The organism is Mycobacterium parmense (genome assembly GCF_010730575.1).
Lineage (GTDB): Bacteria > Actinomycetota > Actinomycetes > Mycobacteriales > Mycobacteriaceae > Mycobacterium > Mycobacterium parmense.
In genome coordinates, this window is sequence record NZ_AP022614.1 from 1,177,712 (window position 1) to 1,195,466 (window position 17,755).

The 17,755-nt window shown below is 66.3% G+C and carries 20 protein-coding genes; 14 read left to right on the forward strand and 6 right to left on the reverse strand.

Going from position 1 to position 17,755, the window contains the following annotated elements:
- Positions 1-19 precede the first annotated feature (19 nt).
- The gene (locus tag G6N48_RS05405; protein ID WP_085268743.1) at positions 20-649 is read left to right on the forward strand and encodes a TetR/AcrR family transcriptional regulator; all 630 of its coding nucleotides are present in this window, start codon (positions 20-22) and stop codon (positions 647-649) included.
- Positions 650-653: 4 nt separating this feature from the next.
- Here G6N48_RS05405 and G6N48_RS05410 read toward each other — a convergent pair whose 3' ends face one another.
- The 3 genes from G6N48_RS05410 to G6N48_RS05420 are packed head-to-tail and all read right to left on the reverse strand — an operon-like array spanning position 654 to position 3,391.
- Positions 654-1,472 (reverse strand): mycofactocin-coupled SDR family oxidoreductase, encoded by an 819-nt coding sequence (locus tag G6N48_RS05410; RefSeq protein WP_264049181.1) that lies wholly within the window; start codon positions 1,470-1,472, stop codon positions 654-656.
- Positions 1,469-2,542, reverse strand: coding sequence for an NAD(P)H-dependent amine dehydrogenase family protein (locus G6N48_RS05415; RefSeq protein WP_085268741.1), 1,074 nt, complete (start codon positions 2,540-2,542; stop codon positions 1,469-1,471). The genes G6N48_RS05410 and G6N48_RS05415 overlap by 4 nt, the downstream gene beginning before the upstream one ends.
- A gap of 60 nt (positions 2,543-2,602) precedes the next feature.
- Positions 2,603-3,391, reverse strand: a complete 789-nt coding sequence (locus G6N48_RS05420; protein ID WP_085268740.1) for an SDR family NAD(P)-dependent oxidoreductase — start codon at positions 3,389-3,391, stop codon at positions 2,603-2,605.
- A gap of 213 nt (positions 3,392-3,604) precedes the next feature.
- On the opposite strand from G6N48_RS05420, the gene G6N48_RS05425 reads away from it, so the two are divergent.
- Complete coding sequence (locus G6N48_RS05425) at positions 3,605-4,204, forward strand: TetR/AcrR family transcriptional regulator (protein ID WP_085268739.1); 600 nt, start codon at positions 3,605-3,607, stop codon at positions 4,202-4,204.
- Positions 4,205-4,221: 17 nt separating this feature from the next.
- Here the strand turns inward: G6N48_RS05425 and G6N48_RS05430 are convergent, their stop codons facing one another.
- The gene (locus tag G6N48_RS05430; RefSeq protein ID WP_085268738.1) at positions 4,222-5,325 is read right to left on the reverse strand and encodes an NAD(P)H-dependent amine dehydrogenase family protein; all 1,104 of its coding nucleotides are present in this window, start codon (positions 5,323-5,325) and stop codon (positions 4,222-4,224) included.
- A gap of 387 nt (positions 5,326-5,712) precedes the next feature.
- Here G6N48_RS05430 and G6N48_RS05435 point away from each other — a divergent pair, with 387 nt between their 5' ends.
- The 10 genes from G6N48_RS05435 to G6N48_RS05475 all read left to right on the forward strand — a co-directional run bounded on the left by G6N48_RS05435 (position 5,713) and on the right by G6N48_RS05475 (position 13,124).
- Complete coding sequence (locus tag G6N48_RS05435) at positions 5,713-6,360, forward strand: hypothetical protein (protein WP_139825735.1); 648 nt, start codon at positions 5,713-5,715, stop codon at positions 6,358-6,360.
- Between the two features lie 206 nt (positions 6,361-6,566).
- Positions 6,567-8,105, forward strand: a complete 1,539-nt coding sequence (locus tag G6N48_RS05440) for a nitric oxide reductase activation protein NorD (protein WP_085268737.1) — start codon at positions 6,567-6,569, stop codon at positions 8,103-8,105.
- Positions 8,102-8,899, forward strand: a complete 798-nt coding sequence (locus tag G6N48_RS05445) for a CbbQ/NirQ/NorQ/GpvN family protein (RefSeq protein WP_085268736.1) — start codon at positions 8,102-8,104, stop codon at positions 8,897-8,899. The genes G6N48_RS05440 and G6N48_RS05445 overlap by 4 nt, the downstream gene beginning before the upstream one ends.
- Positions 8,900-8,923: 24 nt before the next feature.
- A complete protein-coding gene (locus G6N48_RS28600; RefSeq protein ID WP_264049177.1) occupies positions 8,924-9,052 on the forward strand; it encodes a hypothetical protein in 129 nt (42 codons plus the stop codon).
- Positions 9,049-9,747: a hypothetical protein gene (locus G6N48_RS05450; RefSeq protein WP_085268735.1), complete on the forward strand. Its 699-nt coding sequence runs from the start codon at positions 9,049-9,051 to the stop codon at positions 9,745-9,747. Before G6N48_RS28600 ends, G6N48_RS05450 begins: the two co-directional genes overlap by 4 nt.
- 12 nt (positions 9,748-9,759) lie before the next feature.
- Positions 9,760-10,191, forward strand: coding sequence for a hypothetical protein (locus G6N48_RS05455; protein WP_085268734.1), 432 nt, complete (start codon positions 9,760-9,762; stop codon positions 10,189-10,191).
- A complete protein-coding gene (locus G6N48_RS05460) occupies positions 10,188-11,261 on the forward strand; it encodes an NAD(P)H-dependent amine dehydrogenase family protein (RefSeq protein WP_085268733.1) in 1,074 nt (357 codons plus the stop codon). The genes G6N48_RS05455 and G6N48_RS05460 overlap by 4 nt, the downstream gene beginning before the upstream one ends.
- On the forward strand, positions 11,258-11,683 hold the full coding sequence (locus G6N48_RS05465; RefSeq protein WP_085268732.1) for a hypothetical protein: 426 nt from the start codon (positions 11,258-11,260) through the stop codon (positions 11,681-11,683). Before G6N48_RS05460 ends, G6N48_RS05465 begins: the two co-directional genes overlap by 4 nt.
- A gap of 35 nt (positions 11,684-11,718) precedes the next feature.
- A complete protein-coding gene (locus G6N48_RS05470; protein ID WP_161494198.1) occupies positions 11,719-11,892 on the forward strand; it encodes a hypothetical protein in 174 nt (57 codons plus the stop codon).
- Positions 11,889-13,124 (forward strand): cytochrome P450, encoded by a 1,236-nt coding sequence (locus G6N48_RS05475; RefSeq protein ID WP_085268731.1) that lies wholly within the window; start codon positions 11,889-11,891, stop codon positions 13,122-13,124. The genes G6N48_RS05470 and G6N48_RS05475 overlap by 4 nt, the downstream gene beginning before the upstream one ends.
- Before the next feature lie 4 nt (positions 13,125-13,128).
- On the opposite strand, the gene G6N48_RS05480 is transcribed toward G6N48_RS05475, so the two are convergent.
- Positions 13,129-13,767: a hypothetical protein gene (locus G6N48_RS05480; RefSeq protein WP_085268730.1), complete on the reverse strand. Its 639-nt coding sequence runs from the start codon at positions 13,765-13,767 to the stop codon at positions 13,129-13,131.
- A gap of 499 nt (positions 13,768-14,266) precedes the next feature.
- Here G6N48_RS05480 and G6N48_RS05485 point away from each other — a divergent pair, with 499 nt between their 5' ends.
- On the forward strand, positions 14,267-14,581 hold the full coding sequence (locus G6N48_RS05485; protein ID WP_085268826.1) for an NIPSNAP family protein: 315 nt from the start codon (positions 14,267-14,269) through the stop codon (positions 14,579-14,581).
- A gap of 22 nt (positions 14,582-14,603) precedes the next feature.
- Entirely contained in the window at positions 14,604-14,987 is a 384-nt protein-coding gene (locus G6N48_RS05490) for a DUF4267 domain-containing protein (protein ID WP_085268825.1), read from the forward strand.
- An 89-nt stretch (positions 14,988-15,076) separates the two neighbouring features.
- Here G6N48_RS05490 and G6N48_RS05495 read toward each other — a convergent pair whose 3' ends face one another.
- Complete coding sequence (locus G6N48_RS05495; RefSeq protein WP_085268729.1) at positions 15,077-17,743, reverse strand: sugar epimerase family protein; 2,667 nt, start codon at positions 17,741-17,743, stop codon at positions 15,077-15,079.
- Positions 17,744-17,755: the final 12 nt, after the last annotated feature.

The following is a 17,755-nucleotide window of genomic DNA, read 5'->3' on the forward strand; positions in this document are numbered from 1 at the left end:
TGTCAGTTAGGCTGGGGGGATGACCGCGGTGGAAGACCGGCCGTTGCGCGCGGATGCGGCGCGCAACGCCGAGCGCATTCTGCGCGCCGCGCGCGAGGTCTACGCAGAGCTCGGGCCGGATGCGCCCGTCGAGGCCGTCGCCCGTGCCGCAAGAGTCGGCGAACGAACGCTCTACCGCCGGTTTCCGACGAAAGCCGACCTGGTCCGGGCGGCGCTGGATCAAAGCATCGCCGAGGACCTCACCCCGGCGATCGACACCGCCCGCCGCGCCACAGATCCACTCCGCGGTCTCACCGACCTGATCGAAGCGGCGATATCGCTGGGGGCACGCGAACACCACCTGCTGACTGCCGCACGCCGCGCCGGTTCACTGTCGTCCGATATCTCGGTCTCGCTCAACGAGGCGCTCGGCGAGCTTATGCGCGAAGGCCAGCACGCCGGCCGAGTCCGCTCCGACCTCGTCGCCGACGACCTACCTCGCCTGGTCGCGATGCTCTTCGGCGTGCTGTCCACGATGGATGCGGGCAGCGACGGCTGGCGGCGCTATGTCGCTCTGATGGTTGACGCGATAGCGGTCAACGAGCGGGTGCCGTTGCCACCGGCGGCAGCGCTGCGCTACGAGGTCGACCCGAACAGCTGGCCGCTGTAGCGCGTCAGTTGATGCTCACCCCAGCGTCGACCTTGAACTGCAGTCCCGTCACCCATCTGGACTCGTCGGAAATGAGGAACAGCACTGCGTTGCTGACATCGACCGGCTCCACGGCCGGCGTCGGCATCGCGTTGACGAAGATGGGAATCAGGTCGGGTCGCTCCTCGCCCAGGGCAACGCCGAACGACGGCGGGATCATGCCCGTAGGGCAACCCGTGGGAAGCACGGAATTGACACGCACGTTCTGGGCCGCCAGCTCGTTGGCCAACCCCAACGTCAGACCCACGACACCATACTTTGTGGCGGTGTAGGGCAGCTGTAGCGGGAAGCCTTTGATGGCGCCGGCAGAGCTGATGGTGACGAGACTGCCGCCGCCCTGCTCGAGCAGGTGCGGGATTGCGGCCGCGCACGTGTTCCATGCTCCGATGAGATTCACGTCCACCACCGTGCGCCATTGTTCGAGAGTTGTTCTGTCCCATGGCGCCGACGTCAACACGCCGGCATTAGCCACCGCTGCGTCCAGCCCCCCCAGCTCGCTTACGCCGTCATCGACCGCGGAACGCAGCTCGGTCTCGTCGCGGACATCGACGATACGGCTCACACAGCGTCGGCCGAATTCCGTCACCAGCCGTACGGTCTCGGTGAGGTCATCGTCGGTGGCCAGGGGATAGTCGATCTGCGTTAGGGATTGACAGATGTCGACCAGGATCAGGTCGGCCCCCTCTTCGGCAAGCCGCAGCGCGTGACTTCGGCCCATGCCGCGGGCAGCACCGGTGATCAGCACGCGCTTGCCGGCAACGCGCCCCGCCGGTGATGCCGTCACCACATCAGGCCACGCATTGTTGCGGACTGGGGAATGTCTTCCACGGCGATCAGTCCTTGGGGCGCCTCGCATACCCAGTCGATCGCATTGACTGCTCGTCCCGCTGTCGAGATACAGCCAGCGTCAGTGGAATCGAGAACCGGATGTGAAACGTGCGTGTTGATTTCCACCCGCGGCTCGCCCTCCACGACGACGCGGTGTACGCCGGTATGGCCGTCGGGCGGGAACTCCCAGTCGGGCGCTGCCGCGGAGGTAAGCCTGGTCACGTGTTCAAGGGTGATGACGGGTTCGCCGTCGCGGACGCCCTCGGTGGCAAACCGCACCGCGGCCATTTGTCCCGGCTCCACCGTCATCATGGTGCAGTCGATGCGCTCCGGTGTGAACCAGCGTTCGCTGCGCTGGCGGACATCGTCGAGTTTGATGTCGAGATTGTCGGCCAGACTGCGCACTTGACCGCCCCACATCGATACGATCACGCCGGGCAGAAAGAGCATGGGCGGGTCTTGGTCTTCGGTCATTCCGAAACCCATTGCGGCACCGGTGAACTCGGCATCATCGAAGTTTCCATAGTCGAAGATCTCTTGCACGGTGATCGAAGAGACCCGGGTGGTCAGGCTTACAGCAGAATGCACCAACGTATCGCCAGAAAAACCCGGGTCGATACCGTTGATGTAGAGCGAAGTGTTGCCCGTGGCACAGGCCTGCTCTAACGGCACCCGCAGCCAGTCTTCGGCATGACGCGGGGTGACCAACCAGACCATCGACGTGCCAACGACGTTAGTGCCCGCCGCAAGGAACTTGGCCATTTGATCGATGGCCTCCATCGGCCGCGTCTCGCCTTGAGACGTATACACCACGCAATCCGCGCCGAGGGCTACCAGGGCGTCGACGTCGTCGGTGGCGGTAATGCCGGTCGCATGGTCCAGCCCACAGAGCTCCCCGGCATCCCGGCCGACCTTCTCAGCACTGGAGGCATGTACACCGACCAGTTCGAGGTCCGGCCGGCCGATGATCGCCCGCAACGAATGCCGGCCCACGTTTCCGGTGGAGAATTGAATGACTCTGCGCACGGTTACCCTCGTTCTTCCAGCGGTGGGTGCTGACCCAGCATGTCGCGTTCGGACCGCAGGTCAGTAGTCGGGAATCGGCAGCGGCGAATTGTTGGAGTCGATGCCGCCGTCGACGTGGAAGGTCGCGTTCGTCGCGTAACAATCGCGGGTGGACAGGTACACCGCGAGCCGGCCGAGATCCTCGACATCGCCCAGCCGATGCAACGGCGTGGCCTCTTGCATCTTCTCCAGCGACCCGGGCATCAGGTCCAGGCTGCCCTTCAGGCCGTCGGTGGCGAACGATCCCAGGGCGATGGCGTTGACGCGAATCTTTGGGGCGAGCTCCTGCGCCATGGCGCGAGTCAGCGCTTCAAGTCCGCCCTTCGCCACGCAGTAGGCGGTGAGCGCGCGGATGCCGAACCGCGCCGAACCCGAGGAGATATTGATGATGGAACCGTGTCCGGCGCTCAGCATGTGGGGGGCCGCCAGCTGACTCATGATGAAGGCAGAGGTCACACACCAGTCGAAGGTGTGGCGAAAATCCTCGTCGGTGATGTCCAGAAACCGCGCATAGGTGGAACCGCCGACGTTGTTGACGAGAATATCGATTCGCCCGAAGCGATCGATCGCGGCGTTCACGACGCGCTCTCCGTCCGGACGGCTCATCGCGTCCGCGACGAGGGCCAACCCAGTGCCGCCTGTGGCCTCGATACCCTCAATCGTGCCGACGATATCCGCCTCGGTGCGGGCGGTCCCGACAACGGTGGCACCCGCCTCCGCCAGCACCCGGGCGATACCCGCCCCCACACCCTTTCCGGCCCCCGTGACGATCGCGACCTGGCCATCCAGCCGGAACTGCTCCAGTGCCATGCCGGGCTCCTTCGGTCACGCGGGGGTGGGTGCGTCGTTCAATCTATTGGCGTTTGCTGACTAAAGTCAACGAATGTACCGGGTCGGGATTTATGGCGATGGGCGCCATCCAACAATGGTGCAGTTGTGCAAGCCTTTCTGCCCCCAACACGGCATAATGATCTGGTTACCCTCGACATGCTTGCATGATTCAGGTCAACTGTGAGGAAAGAAATGGCTGTGACGGACCGGGTGTCTGCGCGAGAAGCCAAGCGCCTGCAGACGAGGGAGCGCCTGATGGGCGCCGCCGTCGCGGAGTTTGCCCGCGCCGGGATGGCGGAGGCCGACGTCAGCGCCATCGTGGCCGCCGCAGGAGTCGCCCACGGCACCTTCTTCTTCCACTTCCCCACCAAGGAGCATGTGCTGCTGGAGCTGGAGCGCCGCGAAGAGGACCGCATCGCCAAGCAGTTCGCGCAGTTCCTCAAGTCCGAGCACGATCTCGTTTCGGCACTCAATGAGGCCGTCCGCCTGGTGGTCGGGCTGGAGCGCCGGCTCGGCGATCTGCTCTTCAATGACTTTCTTGCGCTGCACTTTTCCCAGACTCGTCCGCAGACCGAAGACGGCAGGGATCATCCATTGATCGTGCTGGTCGCCGAGGAAATCGGGCTCGCCCAGAAACGCGGCCATACGGATTCGAACGTCAATCCGATGAACAGTGCGGTGTTTTTCCTGCTGGGCCTCTACGCCCTGTTGATCACCACCAACCACTGGCCGACAGGTCACACTCTGCTCGAGGACTATGTGGCGAGGACGCTGCGTAGCCTGCAACCCTGACGCTGCAACACCGTGAGCTACGAGCGCACCACGCCGCGCAGCGGCACCAGCCCGAGCTCCTTGTGGGTCAGGAACCCCGGCGCGGCGTCGCAGACGGCCGGAACCGTGTTCGCGGGGCCCATCGCGGTCCAGGTATAGCCGGGCTTGGGGTAATTGCCCTGTGGATCCGCCGGCGCCTGCAGGATCAGTTCGGTGGGTTCGTCGCCCTCGATCACGATGCGGTAATGGTAGTGCCCTCCCCAATCCGGCTGTGGCTCAATCGCATCGTATTCGTCCATGGTGTACATCTCGTGGAAGGTGATCAGGGGCTTGTTGTCGACCCACGTCGTCCACTTGTGGTGCTGCGAGGCGACGCTGCCTTTTTTGATCGTGCCTTTGAAGCCCGGCATATCGCTGGACGGTCCTCCCTCGTAGGGGATGTCGCGGATCGCCGTCCCCAACTCGACGTCAGTGGTGTATCTGTCCACAGTCTTCCCGAGGCCGTCGACCACCATGGCCATCGATTGGGCGAACAAGGGCCAGGCGTTGCCGAGTAGATTCGGTCCGGCCCTGAACTCTTCGGGAGTGTTTCCCATCCCCATCTCGTGCAGGTACTTCAATGTGTCCTTGCCGAAATTCACCACCTCGTAGATGTGGATGGCGTCGATCCGGCTGACGATCCGGGCCAGCGTCAGGACGAGCAGGTCTCCGGCGAAACCGGGGTTGACGCCACCGGCATGAAACGACGTCCCACCCTCGTGGCATGCCGCGTCGATCTTGTCGATGTCAGCCTGGCTGTGCTCGGTTCGGTACCACCACGCACCGCCCGAGGCGACGACGTTCTTGCCCCCGCGTAGGAGGCGACAGACTTCGTCAGGATCAGACCACAGCGGCGCGTAGAACACGCAATCGGCGTCGAGCGCTTCGATCTCCGCCTTATCGGTGGTGGCGAGGACCCCGATCGGCGCGGTCCCGGCGAGTTCGCCCGCGTCCTTGCCCACCTTCTCCGGGCGGTTACACAGCACCCCGACCACTTCGAAGGCGGGGTTGTGCGCGAAGTGACGAAGCGCCACCGTCCCGACATTGCCTATGCCCCACTGGATGACGCGATACTTCTTCTCGGCCGGCGATTTGAGCGTCATTGCTACTCCTTTGCATGGCCGGACGGCTGAGCGCTCGCTGAGCGTAGGCGCGCCCCGATCCGCGTGTCAACGACAATCAGCTGACTTTCGTCAGCCGGACCAGGATGTGATTCCGGCTCGGGTGGCGGCATCGTGCGCTGCCCCTGCCCTTGGATACCGTAATGACTTGTGAATCGGCACAGACCACGGCGAGCCATACGGCCGCTAAGGATCTCTCAGGATACCTTCTGCTGACTGTAGTCAGCCTGTTATAGTGCACGGATCGATCGGATCAGCAGACGGGAAGAGATCGTGAGTCCGCCGAAGCTGCACCAGCGCGCCACCCGCGCCGGCGCATCCTCAGAGTCGAACACCGCAGTCGCACCGGCGCTGACGATCGACGAGCACATGGAGCGGTCGCAGCTCGCGCAGCGTCAGGCCGACAAATGGCTCATCTCGGGCAGCCTCCTGATCGGCACCGCGGCCCTGGGCGTCTTCGGATTACCGCTGTTTCTGCGGGGTGTGCACCTGCTGCGCCGAGCCCAGCGTGACGGACTCTCGGTACGGCCGATGTTGGTCACTCTGCTCGGTTATCTCGTCATCATCGACGCCGCGATCAACACCGTCGGCTGGGCACTCGACCTGGTGGCGAACCACACCCTGCTGGCCCGGGTCCTGCTCAACGGCTGGGGCAACATGTTCGACGCCGGCTATTTCTGGCACTACAACGAGCTGTGGGTCGGCGGCGCGGCGGGCCCCGGTGAGAAGGGCTTGGAAGTCGGCCTGATCCTGACCGTCTTCACCATGCGCATCGCCGCCGCCGTCGGCTTCCTGCAGATGAAACGCTGGGGCCATCAGTGGATGGTCGTCACCTGCTGGATGGGCGTGGTCATCTGGATTACCTACGTGTTCAACATGACCATGTTCGCCGACGTACGCTTCGCCGGCGTCGTGCTTCCGGTCGTCGGGTGGTGGCTGTACGACATCTTCTACATCACCCCCTTCCTCGCGATCCCCTACCTGCACACCGTCAACCGCGAACTGTTCTCCGACTGAACGGGGCGCGATGAGCATGATCACTGACTTCACGCAGTGTCCGACCACATCACCAAGGAGGGCGAATCGTGGGCTATGTATGGGAGATTCTCCGCTATGTCGCCGCCTGGGGGGGCACCGGTCTGATCATCTGGTTCTGGTACTGGCTCTTCTCCAACATCGGCACGTTCTGAGGAGCAAGACCATTCGCGCGCGGGATTCGGCCGATGGCTGAGCGCTCCGATGCCCACGCGATGGCGCTGGAAAGGAGTTGCTCCGTGACGGCGCTCGCACTCAGCGCGGCGCGCCGCGAGGGAGCGCGACTCGTCACCGGCGAACGCCGCCGCTTCGGCATGAACGCAGCACTGACGTTCGTTCACGTCCCCTACCCCACGCTCCCCGACTGGAACCGCAGGACGCTGACCTGCGGCGTGGCCCTGCAATGTTCACCGTCGAAAGAGCGGATCACCCAATATCGACTCAACGAGTTGTCCGCCCGGGAACTGCGTGCGCTCACCCTGGTCGAATCCGGCGTCGCCCTGGGCTGGATAGCGTCGCGGTGGCCAGGGCTGCTGCCCGAGATTTGGCGGCTACTCCCGGACGCCGAGGTCCAGTCCGCCGACATGACCGCCGCCGAGATGCTCAACCGCGCAATCACACTGGCAGCGACGGACCGGGAGTTGGCGGTTCATCCCCTGCTGGGCGCCCTGCCGCCGGCCCACACGGCGCCGCAGGGGCTGGCCGACAAGCTGCGCCGCAGCTTCGGCCGGATGCCATGGACCACAACGCAGAAGCGTCTTCCGCGGCCCTACTCGGTCCCGGTCGGCGGTGAGGGGGGCGTGCGCAATCCGAATCTGCCGCCACCGAGCCGCCCGCAAGACAACGACCTCGACGTCACGCCAGAACACCGGCCCGGAATTCCCTATCCCGAATGGAACATGTGGACCCGGCGTTTCATGCCCGACCACGTCGCCGTTGTGGAGCTCATCGAGCACGCCGATCGCAGGCACATCCGCCGTCCGGTGCCGGTGGCCGTCGACGTGCGCAAGTGGTTCGAGGAACACACTCATCGTGCGATGACAAACCGCCTCGAAGACGGCTCCGACCTCGACGTCGACCAATATGTCAGCCACTACCTCGACCTGGTGACGGGCGAAGCCAAGGAGCCGAAGGTGTTTCGCGACCTGTTGCCCAGCAGCCGCGACGTCACCACGGCGCTGTTGCTCGACGGCAGTTCGTCGTTGGGGGTGCACGGCGGCCGGATCTTCCGGCTCGAATTGGCCTGCGCCGACGCGCTCTCGCGTGCGATGACCCTGGCGCGCGAGCGCCACGGCGTCTTCGTCTTCACCGGCAATACTCGTCATCGAGTCGAAGTGCGATGTCTGAAGGACTTCCGGGAGCGCCGGTTCGTGCCGCCGAGCGGGCTGGGCCTGTCCACCCGCGGATACACCAGACTCGGTGCGCCCCTGCGTCATTTGACCGGGCGACTGCTGGCGCAGCCGGCGCAGCGGCGGCTGCTGATCATCATCGGTGACGGGTTGATCTCCGACGAGGGTTACGAAGGCCGGTACGCCTGGGCCGACGCCGCGCACGCCGTCGAGGAGGCCAGCGACGCCGGGGTGTCGATGTACTACGTAGGCGTCGGGCCGACGCGGGTCGATCCCCTTCCCGAGGTGTTCGGACCCCGGCGCTCCCAACGGATCCGGCGCGTGGAGGAGCTCCCTCGGGTGCTGGCCCACGTCCATCGCGAGCTGGTCGCCGCATGACCGCGCGCGTCGGGGACACCTATCTCGCCACCGGCAACGAAGTCCAGCTGTTCGAACGTGCCTTCCGGCGGCGCATGCCGGTGATGCTCACCGGCCCGACCGGGTGTGGCAAGACGCGGTTCGTCGAGCACATGGGCGCGCTGTTGCGGCGCCCGGTCGTCACCATCAGCTGCCACGACGACCTCACCAGCGCCGACCTCGTCGGCCGGTTCATGGTGACCGGTGGTGACGTCGTGTGGACCGACGGGCCGCTCACCAGGGCCGTGAAATCCGGGGCGATCTGTTACCTGGACGAAGTCGTGGAGGCCCGTCACGACTCCTTGGCGATCCTGCATTCGCTGACCGATCACCGCCGGGCCCTGTACTTGGACCGGGCCAACGAAACAGTCGTCGCACCGCAGACATTCATGCTGGTGTGCTCTTACAACCCCGCCTACCGGAGCTCGCTGAAGGAGCTCAAGCCCTCGTTCCGGCAACGCTTCGTCACGCTGCCGATGAACTATCTGCCCGCCGAGCGCGAGGCCGAGGTGATCGTCGCCGAGACGGGTGTCGACACGGCAGCGGCCGTCCGGTTGGTGCAGTGCGCGAACGCCATTCGCACCGCGGACGAGGCGTTCCACTTCGAGCCGCCCTCCACCCGCGTCCTGGTCAACGCCGCACAGTTGATCGCCGCCGGCGCATCCGAACTGGAGGCCGCGGATGCCTGCGTACTCGCGCCGCTGAGCACCGACGGCGCCATCACCGACGGCCTGCGTGAGGTCGCGGCGGCCAGCCTGGCCACAGCGCGCAACTAGCCTTCGCGGAAAGGAGCAACCGGCATGGACCGACAGGAGCAGAAGCGCAAGAGGGCGCTCATCGTGTTCCAGATCGCCATCTACGGCTACCTTCTGGTGATGTTCGGCATCCAGCTCTACATGTCCTTCGCCCGGGGGTGGTGGGATCTGTGAATCCTGTTGCCGCGCAAGCGGCGAGCTCAGTCGGCCTCGAGGATCACCACGACGAGTCCCGCCGGGCCCAGCGCCGGGCCGACAAGTGGATGATCGTCGGCGCCGCGTTGATGGGCATGTGGGCGCCGGGCCTGATCGGATTTCCCATCTTCATGCGGGGGGTTTGGCTGCAGCGCCAGGCCCTGCGCGCCGGCCTGTCGGTCCGGCCCATGATCGTGACGCTGATCGGCTATCTGACCCTGATCGACGGGATGCTCAACAGTCTTGGCTGGGCGCTCGACCTGGTCGCCAACCACACGCTGATCAACAGGGTGCTGATGGTCGGTTGGGGCAACATGTTCGATGCCGGCTATTTCTGGCACTACAACGAGCTGTGGATCGGGGGCGCCGCGGGCCCGGGCGAAAAGGCCTACGTGGCGGGCCTGATCTTCACGGTGTTCTCCATGCGCGTGGCCGCTGCCATCGGCTTCCTGCAGATGAGGCGGTGGGGCCATCAGTGGATGGTCGTCACCTGCTGGATGGGCGTGGTCATCTGGTCGGCCTACGTGTTCAACATGACCATGTTCGCCGACGTGCGCTACGCCGGCGTGGTGTTCCCGGTCGTGGGCTGGTGGCTCTACGACATCTTCTACATCACCCCCTTTCTTGCCATCCCGTACCTGCACACCGTCAACCGAGAAATCTTCGCCGACTAGAGGAGCAGCGCCGTGACCAGTCCCTCGACCACCGAAGACGAAGACCCGGCCATTGGTCTCGAGCCGGGCACGACGCCGTACTACGCGCAGATGCACAAATGGATCAAGCGGGCGGTGCTGGTGTGCCTCGTCGCGCTCGTCATCGAGGGCGCCTTCACCCTGCCATTCATGGCGGTGTACTACGGCTACCCCACACTGAGCCTCACCGAGATCTGCAGCGAGCTGCTGAAGATCCGATATTCCAACGACACGCTGGAATGCAAGTACCCCTACCCGCCGTTCGGGCCGCCGGAGGGTGCCGCAGGGAAGGCCACCGCTCAGGACGTGTGGGGGATCCAGCCGATACCGAAATACCACCGGCTCGGGTTCCGCGAGCTCGTCAAGATCCACAATGACAGGCTCGCCCGCCAGGCGGCCCAACAGCAAGCGGCGCCGCATCCGTGAGCTATCGGGTCGTCCAGTGGACCACCGGCAACGTCGGCAAGAGTTCGGTGCGGGCGATCGCGGCGAACCCGATGTTGCGGCTTGTCGGGTGCTACGCGTGGTCGGCGGAGAAGGTCGGCTGCGACGTCGGGGAACTGTGCGGGATCGGGCCGCTGAAGGTGAAGGCCACCAACGACGTCGACGCGCTGCTCGCGCTCGAGCCGGACTGTGTGGTCTACAACCCGATGTTCCCAGATGTCGATCAGCTCGTGCGCATCCTCGGGTCGGGCGTCAACGTGGTGGGCACGGCCGGCTTCATCACCGGTCATTTCCTCGGCGCGGGACGCGATCGCATCGCCGAGGCCTGCGAGCGAGGCGGGTCCACCATCTTCGGCAGCGGCATCAACCCGGGTTTCATTCAGCTCTTCGCCATCGTCTCGGCCGGGCTCTCGGACCGAGTGGACAAGGTGTCGGTGCTGGAATCGTTCGATACCACCATCTACAACTCGCCGGCGACCGAAATACCCATGGGCTTCGGTTATCCCGTCGACCAACCGAACCTGCCGGTTATCACCCGGAAAGGATCAGGCATCTTCGGCGACGGCGTGTTGCTGCTCGCCGACGCGCTCGGCGTCGAGCTCGACGAAGTCCGTTGTGAAGCCGAGTACGCGCAGACCACCGCGGACCTTCACCTCCCCGGCGACTGGACCATCGCGAAGGGTTGCGTCGCCGGCATTCACGTTCGCTGGAAAGGCATCCTGGGGGGCCGAGAGATCATCGAAATCGGCGGCCAATGGCGCAAAGGGCAAACGCTGGAACCGGATTGGCCGCTAGACATGGGCTACACCATCGAAGTGCAGGGCCGACCGACGATCAGGACCACACTGAGTTTTCTTCCGCCGCCGGACTTTGAGGGCAAAACGCTGGACGACTACATCATGTTGGGCCTCACCATCACCGCCGTGCCGGCGATCACCGCGATACCTGCTGTCGTCGCCGCGCCGCCCGGCATCGCGACCTACACCGGCCTGCCGCTGCTGCTTCCGCGCGGGGTCCTCCGCGCCCAGGCGTCACCGACGATGGGGAGATGACCGTGCCCGAGGAATCGCCTCTGCTTCATCACGTCGTGTTCGCGGTGGCCGCCGAGCGGCACGCGACCGTCGCAGACATGTTCACCGACTTGGGGTTTGCGTTCGAGAACTTTCAGCTGACCGAACTGGGGTTGGACATTCACCTCGACTGGAATCGCGGTGTCGAGCTGGTCAGCCCCATCCCGGGATCGTCGGGATCGGTGGCCGTTTCGGTGAATGCGTTCCTCGAACGTCACGGCGACGGGGTGTACACCGTGGTGATCGGGGTCCCGGCAGCCTCGTCCGCCGACGCCGTCGCCGAGCGCTACGGCGCGACAACGCGGTTCCGGCAGCGCCTCGAGGGCGAGGGCACCTATCTCGACGAACACGACTTGTCGATATTGGGCCTGCCCCTGACGTTTCTGGCAACCAACATTTCGTGACCGCCGACGAGCTACCCGAAAGGAACAGAGTCCCCATGGCCGAAGCGCTCGCCCCCCGTGCAATTCCGGTGCTCGACCTCGCCGATCTAGGCGACCTCGTACCCGATTTCGAACTCGTGCGCGGATACCGTCCCGAAATCACGTGGCCATCCCCCACCTGCACCCTGCCCCGGCTGCCGCTGCGGCTTGGTGCGACGCAGGCGCCATGACCGTCGGCACGGCAGAGCTCAGCGTCTTCGATTCCGACCTGCCGGTGCTGCACTACGACGTCACCGACACACCTCAGGACATCTATCCGCAATTCCAGGCCGCCCAACAGGTCGCGCCGATCGCGCTGGGTCCCATGGGTCCGGAGGTGCTCTCCTATGAGCTTGCCCGAACCGTGCTCGGTGACCCGCGTTTCGGGATTCCGCCGGGCATTCACCTGACCGCACACGGCGTGACGTCAGGTGAGCTCTGGGACCGGGTGACGCGCAGCATCCTCTGCATGGAAGGCGCCGAGCACCGCCGGCTGCGTAGCCTGGTGTCCAAGGCCTTCACGCCACGAGCGACCGCGCGCATGGACGAGACCATCCACGCCGTCATCAACGAGCTCTCCGACGCCGTTGTCGCGGAGGGAAGTTGCGAGTTCGTCGAGGAGATCGCGCGGCCGTACCCGATCCCGGTGATCTGCGCCCTGCTGGGTGCGCCACGCCAAGACTGGCAGCTCTTCTCGAAGTGGGCGGAGGACATCTTCAAGATCGTGAGCTTCGATTGCGATCTCGCCGAGGAGGAGCCCAAGGTTCTGAAGGCCTGGGACGCCTTCGACGAATACATCGACGCGATGATCGCCAGTCGGCGCAAGACCCTCACCGACGACCTGCTCTCCGAACTCATCCGCGCCGAAGACCGCGGCGACCGGCTCAATGCCGGCGAGGTCCGGATGCTGGCGTTCAGCATCCTGGTGGCCGGAACCGACACCACCCGCACGCAATTGGCGGCCTCGACGCAGGTGCTCTGCGAGCATCCGGAGCAGTGGGCCCTGCTTCGCGACAACCCCGGGCTCGGGATGAAAGCTGTCGAGGAAACCATGCGGCACTCCCCGTCGATGTGCAGCACCCTGCGCAGCGTCACCGACGACGTCGCGATCGGCGACTACATGTTCCCGGCCGGCACCTTTATCATCGTGAACACCTTCGCCGCCAACCGGGACCCGGCCGTGTACGACGAGCCCACGCGTTTCGACATCACGCGCAGCGATCCACCGCCCATCCTGACCTTCGGCGGCGGGGCTCACTACTGCCTCGGGGCCAACCTCGCCAGGCGAGAGCTGTCCGAGGCGCTGAAGATCCTCAGCCGCCGCCTGCCGCATCCGCGGTGCAGCGAAATCCCGCCGTGGCGGCCTCTTCTCGGCATGAGCGGACCCACGCGGCTGCCGCTCGAGTTCGATCGGCCCGCGTGACGCGCTAGGCCGGCAACCCGCTCTTGACCGCGGCGTCCTGTTTGCTTGCCAAGTCGAGAAGGACGTCGGTGGGCGTGGGATTTCCCGGCGTGCAATCGACCTCCAGGTCGACGACGGCCCGGCCCTCGGTGAATACCACCTCGGAGATCTCCATTTGCTTGGCCGGGTCGGCGGCCGGGCCGGCGACCATGAACCCGTTGGTGCCGACGTCGACCGGTTGCTGCGCGCCGGTGACCTTCTTGGCGAGTTCGTCTTTCATGGCCGGGATCATCGGGGCGGCCGAGGCGGCGTCGGGGTAGACGGCGATCGTGTCGACGATGGTGCGCTTGCCGTCGGGATTCTTGAACACCTGCCCCACGCCGTTGACTCCGCCCGGGTTTGCGGTCGGCGGCCCGTCGGTGAACGCGTTCGGCCCGACGTCACCGGGCTTGATCAGCAACGAGCTGTAGTCCGACTGGCCCGCCGCGGGACTGGAGGCGGCGCCGGCGCTCGACGACGCCGTGGCGCTCGAGGATGCGGCGGAACTCGACGAGGTGGCCGAGGTTGCGGACGGGCTACCGTTGTTGCCGCAGCCCGCCACTGCGGCGCCGGCGAGCAGCGCGACGGCTGCCACTGTGACGATGGACGTTTGCCCCGTGTACATGGGCGCTCCTTCTGGCGACGGCTATCGGTGACAGCGAGCGGAGTTGAATCCGGATGCCGCCTTCGGCAGGTTCCCATATTCCCTGATTAGAGACACCCCCATGAGAGACACGGTGGCCGGCTCTGTGGCAGTGTGACACGACTTCGACGGGTTGGCGACGCGGCTCGACGGTTGCCAAAACATATTTATTTCGCATCGACGGAAATGACCGAACTGCCGATCTGGCGGCGGTCGCCGTGCAGAGCGCGGCAGAGATCGGCCGGCATCGAAGCCCCTGCCGCGGGGCAGACGTATAGCGTCGATATAAGTTCTAGCGTCGCTATTGACTACGAAACCCCGGTCAGGCTAGCGTTGCTAGCAGCCGCTGGACGGCAGGGTGGGCAGGGTTTTAAAAACCCCACACTCGTCCGCGGTGAATGGTGCCGAGGTCGCCGCTGAGGCCACACCGACGCCCATGAACGAACATCAGCCGACCTCGATGAACGGAGCCCGACAGCCGATGTTTCAGCTCAGGACCTACACGCTGCGCTCGCCCGATGCGCTGCAGCGCTACGCCACCGTGCACTGGGCCCGCCACCTGGGGACCTTCTCCATGTTCGGGATCGCCACCCACGGTGTGTGGACCGAACACGACGGCGCGGATCGCCTGGTCGCGCTGATCGGCTACCCGACGGGCACCGACCCCGAACACCTCACCCGGGTGGTCATGGCCAGCCCGCAATTCGCCGCCGACATGGCCGGCTTCGACGCCGAGGATCTACTCGACGTGCAAACCACGCTGCTCGACCCGACCTCGTTCTCACCCCTCCGCTGATCAAATCCCAGGAGTGTTCGACATGACCGTCACCACCACCATCGGCTTCGTGCTCGCCGGAGTGCTCGCCGCGGCCATCCTGCTCATCGGCGCGCGCTTCCTCATCGCGCCGCGCGTCGCCGCCGCGGGCTACGGCGTGGTACCAGATTTGGACCAACCCAATGCCGGGGCCTACTTGAGCGTCAAGGGCGTCCGCGACATCACCACGGGCCTGATCGTCATCGTCCTGATGATCGCGCAGGCGACCCACCTGCTGGGCTGGGTGATACTGGCCGCCACCATCATTCCGATCGCCGACGCCACCATCGTGCTGCGCCACGGCGGCGCCAGAGCCACCGCCTTCGGCGTCCACGGGGGCACGGCCGCGGTGATGCTCGTGACCTCGGCGCTGCTGCTCATCCCCTAAGAGCAGGCACCGGAGCGAAACACCGCGGTTCCCCGGGGGAAACGTCGTCGGTGCCGGACTGCTCACCAGGGTCGGGCGAGCGCGAACGCCTAGGGGTGGCCGTTCACGGGTAGCGGCGGGTTGCCGCCGGGAGCCAGTTCGAGCACGCGAATCTCGCCCGCGGTCCCGTCGACCTCGACCAGCGCTCCCGGCGGCAGGGTCCGGGTCGCCCCCTGCACGTCCACCACGCACGGGAATCCGAACTCGCGGGCCACCACGGCCGCATGCGACATGGGGCCGCCAAGTTCGGTCACCACCGCCGCGGCGTAGCAGAACGCGGCCGTATACCCGACGTCGGTGACCTCCGCGACGAGGATTTCGCCCGGCTGCAGGTCGTCTATTGTCTCGGGCCGCACGATCCGCACCCGGCCGCGCACCCGCCCACCGCATACGCCAACGCCGCGCAGCGTCTCTCCGTTGGCCAGAGCGGCCGACGAGGCGACCGAGGGCTCCCAACTCCCGCTGAACACCGTCGGCGGAACCACGCCGGCCAACCTCGCCTGTTCGGCCCGCCGCCGCGCCACCAGGCCCGCGACGTCGGGCGGAAGAGCATCGAGTTCGTCGACCAGCAGGAAGAAGACGTCGTCGGCGGCGGTGCAGACGCCCGCCTCGACCAGTCGGCGCCCATATTCGCGCAGCAACCGGCGCAACACCCAGATGGCGCGCACCATCTTGTCACGGCGCACCTCCCGGTCGCGCAGCTGCCGCACGAACAGCGACGCAACGGGCTTGGCTCGCAACGGAATCCGCGCGTGGTGGGGCGACGGGGCGGCCGGCGCGTCCATCGCCCGGGCGACCATGCGCAACAGCAACTCGGGATCGTCGTCGTAACTGGTCGACAGCATCTCGACCTCGGCCGGGCCGCGGTGACCGATGAGCCGCAGCTCGTCGCGGACCGCGGCGTGAAATGCCGGGGCCTCGGCGGCCAGCACGTCGAGGCGTCTGCCGGGTCCGGTCAGCAGGCGAGTGACGCGTGGATCGCGCCGCGCGGCCTCCACCAGCCTTTGCACCGCCTCGACCGAGCGCGCGCTGACCAGTTCCGGCCCGGCCGGCGGGGCCGCGTCGCGGCCGCACAGGCCCCGCAGTAAGACGTTGAACGCCGCGCACAGCATGAACGATCCCGAGGCCAGCACCCAGCCGTGCACGACGTGGTCGCGCGCCAACAGGATCAGGCTGAGCAGCCGGCCATCGTCGAGCCGCGTCAGGTCGCCATCGGCGAGCCCCTCCAGCCGGTCCACGTCAGCGACGTAGGCGTCGGTGTCCTGCAGTGAACCGGCGGACAGGCCCACCAGGTTGACCCCGAACACCCCGATGTTGCGCAGGGTGCGCAATCGCTTTCGGGCCCGGTTGGATTGCGTCGGCGGGCGCTGGGCACCGAAAATCGGCAGGGACCCCATGCTGGGCCCGAAGTATCCGCTGTTGCGCACGATGGTCGCGGGTCGGGCGAACGGCACGGTTTCGGCCATGAAATGCGCCGACGTGATGCCGCCGTACAAGCGGTGGGCGAACACCGCGACCGTGCGCATCGCGATCTCTCGCTGGATGATCCCACCGGGCCGCAGCCGCTCGGCGATGCCGACGCCACCGGCGCGCAGGCCCCGCACGGTCACCGACGCCGACGACGGCGAGAAGGGACCCGGCAGGGCCTCCGACAGGTTGGTGGCCAAATAGGTCGGGAAGCGCGGGTCGATTGGAGTGTCGAATTCGCCGTTGGCGCCGGGTGGACCCGCCAGTTCGGGCACCACCCCGTCGTCGGCCGGCGCGTTCACGGCGGGTAGCTGCTGGATGGCGGCGAGCCGCCACGGCAGTGAGATCACCCGCTTGCCCAGCGTGACGCGACCGCGCACCGCCAGCGCGAGGTCCTCGATGCATTCCCGGGCGCCCCAGGCGGGTTGGAACCCCCACCGGTCGATCAGCCGCGAGGTGTCCATGAGTGCGGCGCTTTGCGCCAGCTCCCATTCGGCGAGCGCAGTCGCGCCGCGGCGTCGCAGCAGCGCGGTGACAGGAGCGCCCAGCCCGACGATCGGCCGTCCGAGCGCGGCGGCGATCTGGCGGAGGGTTACCACACCCGGAGCAGCGAGATTGACTGCGCTGGAATCGATCTCAGCGTCCAGTACCGCCACCGCGAGCAACCGGAGCGCGTCGTCGACGTGGACGACCTGCAGGGGCCGATCGCCCGCCACGCCCGGGATCGCCGGCGATGCGAACAGCCGGCGCACCCAGTTGTCCACCCCCCGGCCGACGACGAGGGCCGAGCGGACGACCGTCGACTGGACGCCGGAATCGGCGAGGATCTCCTCGACGCGGGCCTGGAGCACGCCGTTGGCGCATTCCGGGGCCAATACGTCATCCTCGGCTTTCGCGTCGTCTCCCCCGCCGTAGACGTGCGCCGACGACGAGAAGACGATACGCCGGGCCCCGGTCGCGGCCATCGCGTCTAGGACGTTGGCCGTGCCGCCGACGTTGACCTGTTCGCTGATCCGGTCATCGGGGCCGGGACTCTTCGCCCACGCGAAGTGCGCGACGGCGTCCGCTCCCGCGATGCAGCGCTTGACCGCCACCGCGTCCCGGATGTCACCGACGACGAAATCTGCTTCGGTGGGCCAGCTTTCGGGACGATGACGCGCGATGCCGACCACGTTGTGGCCCTGGCCGAGCAGCCGCGCGGCAAGACCGCGCCCTAGCACACCGCTGGCCCCCGTGACCGCGATCCTCACCGACTGCCCTCG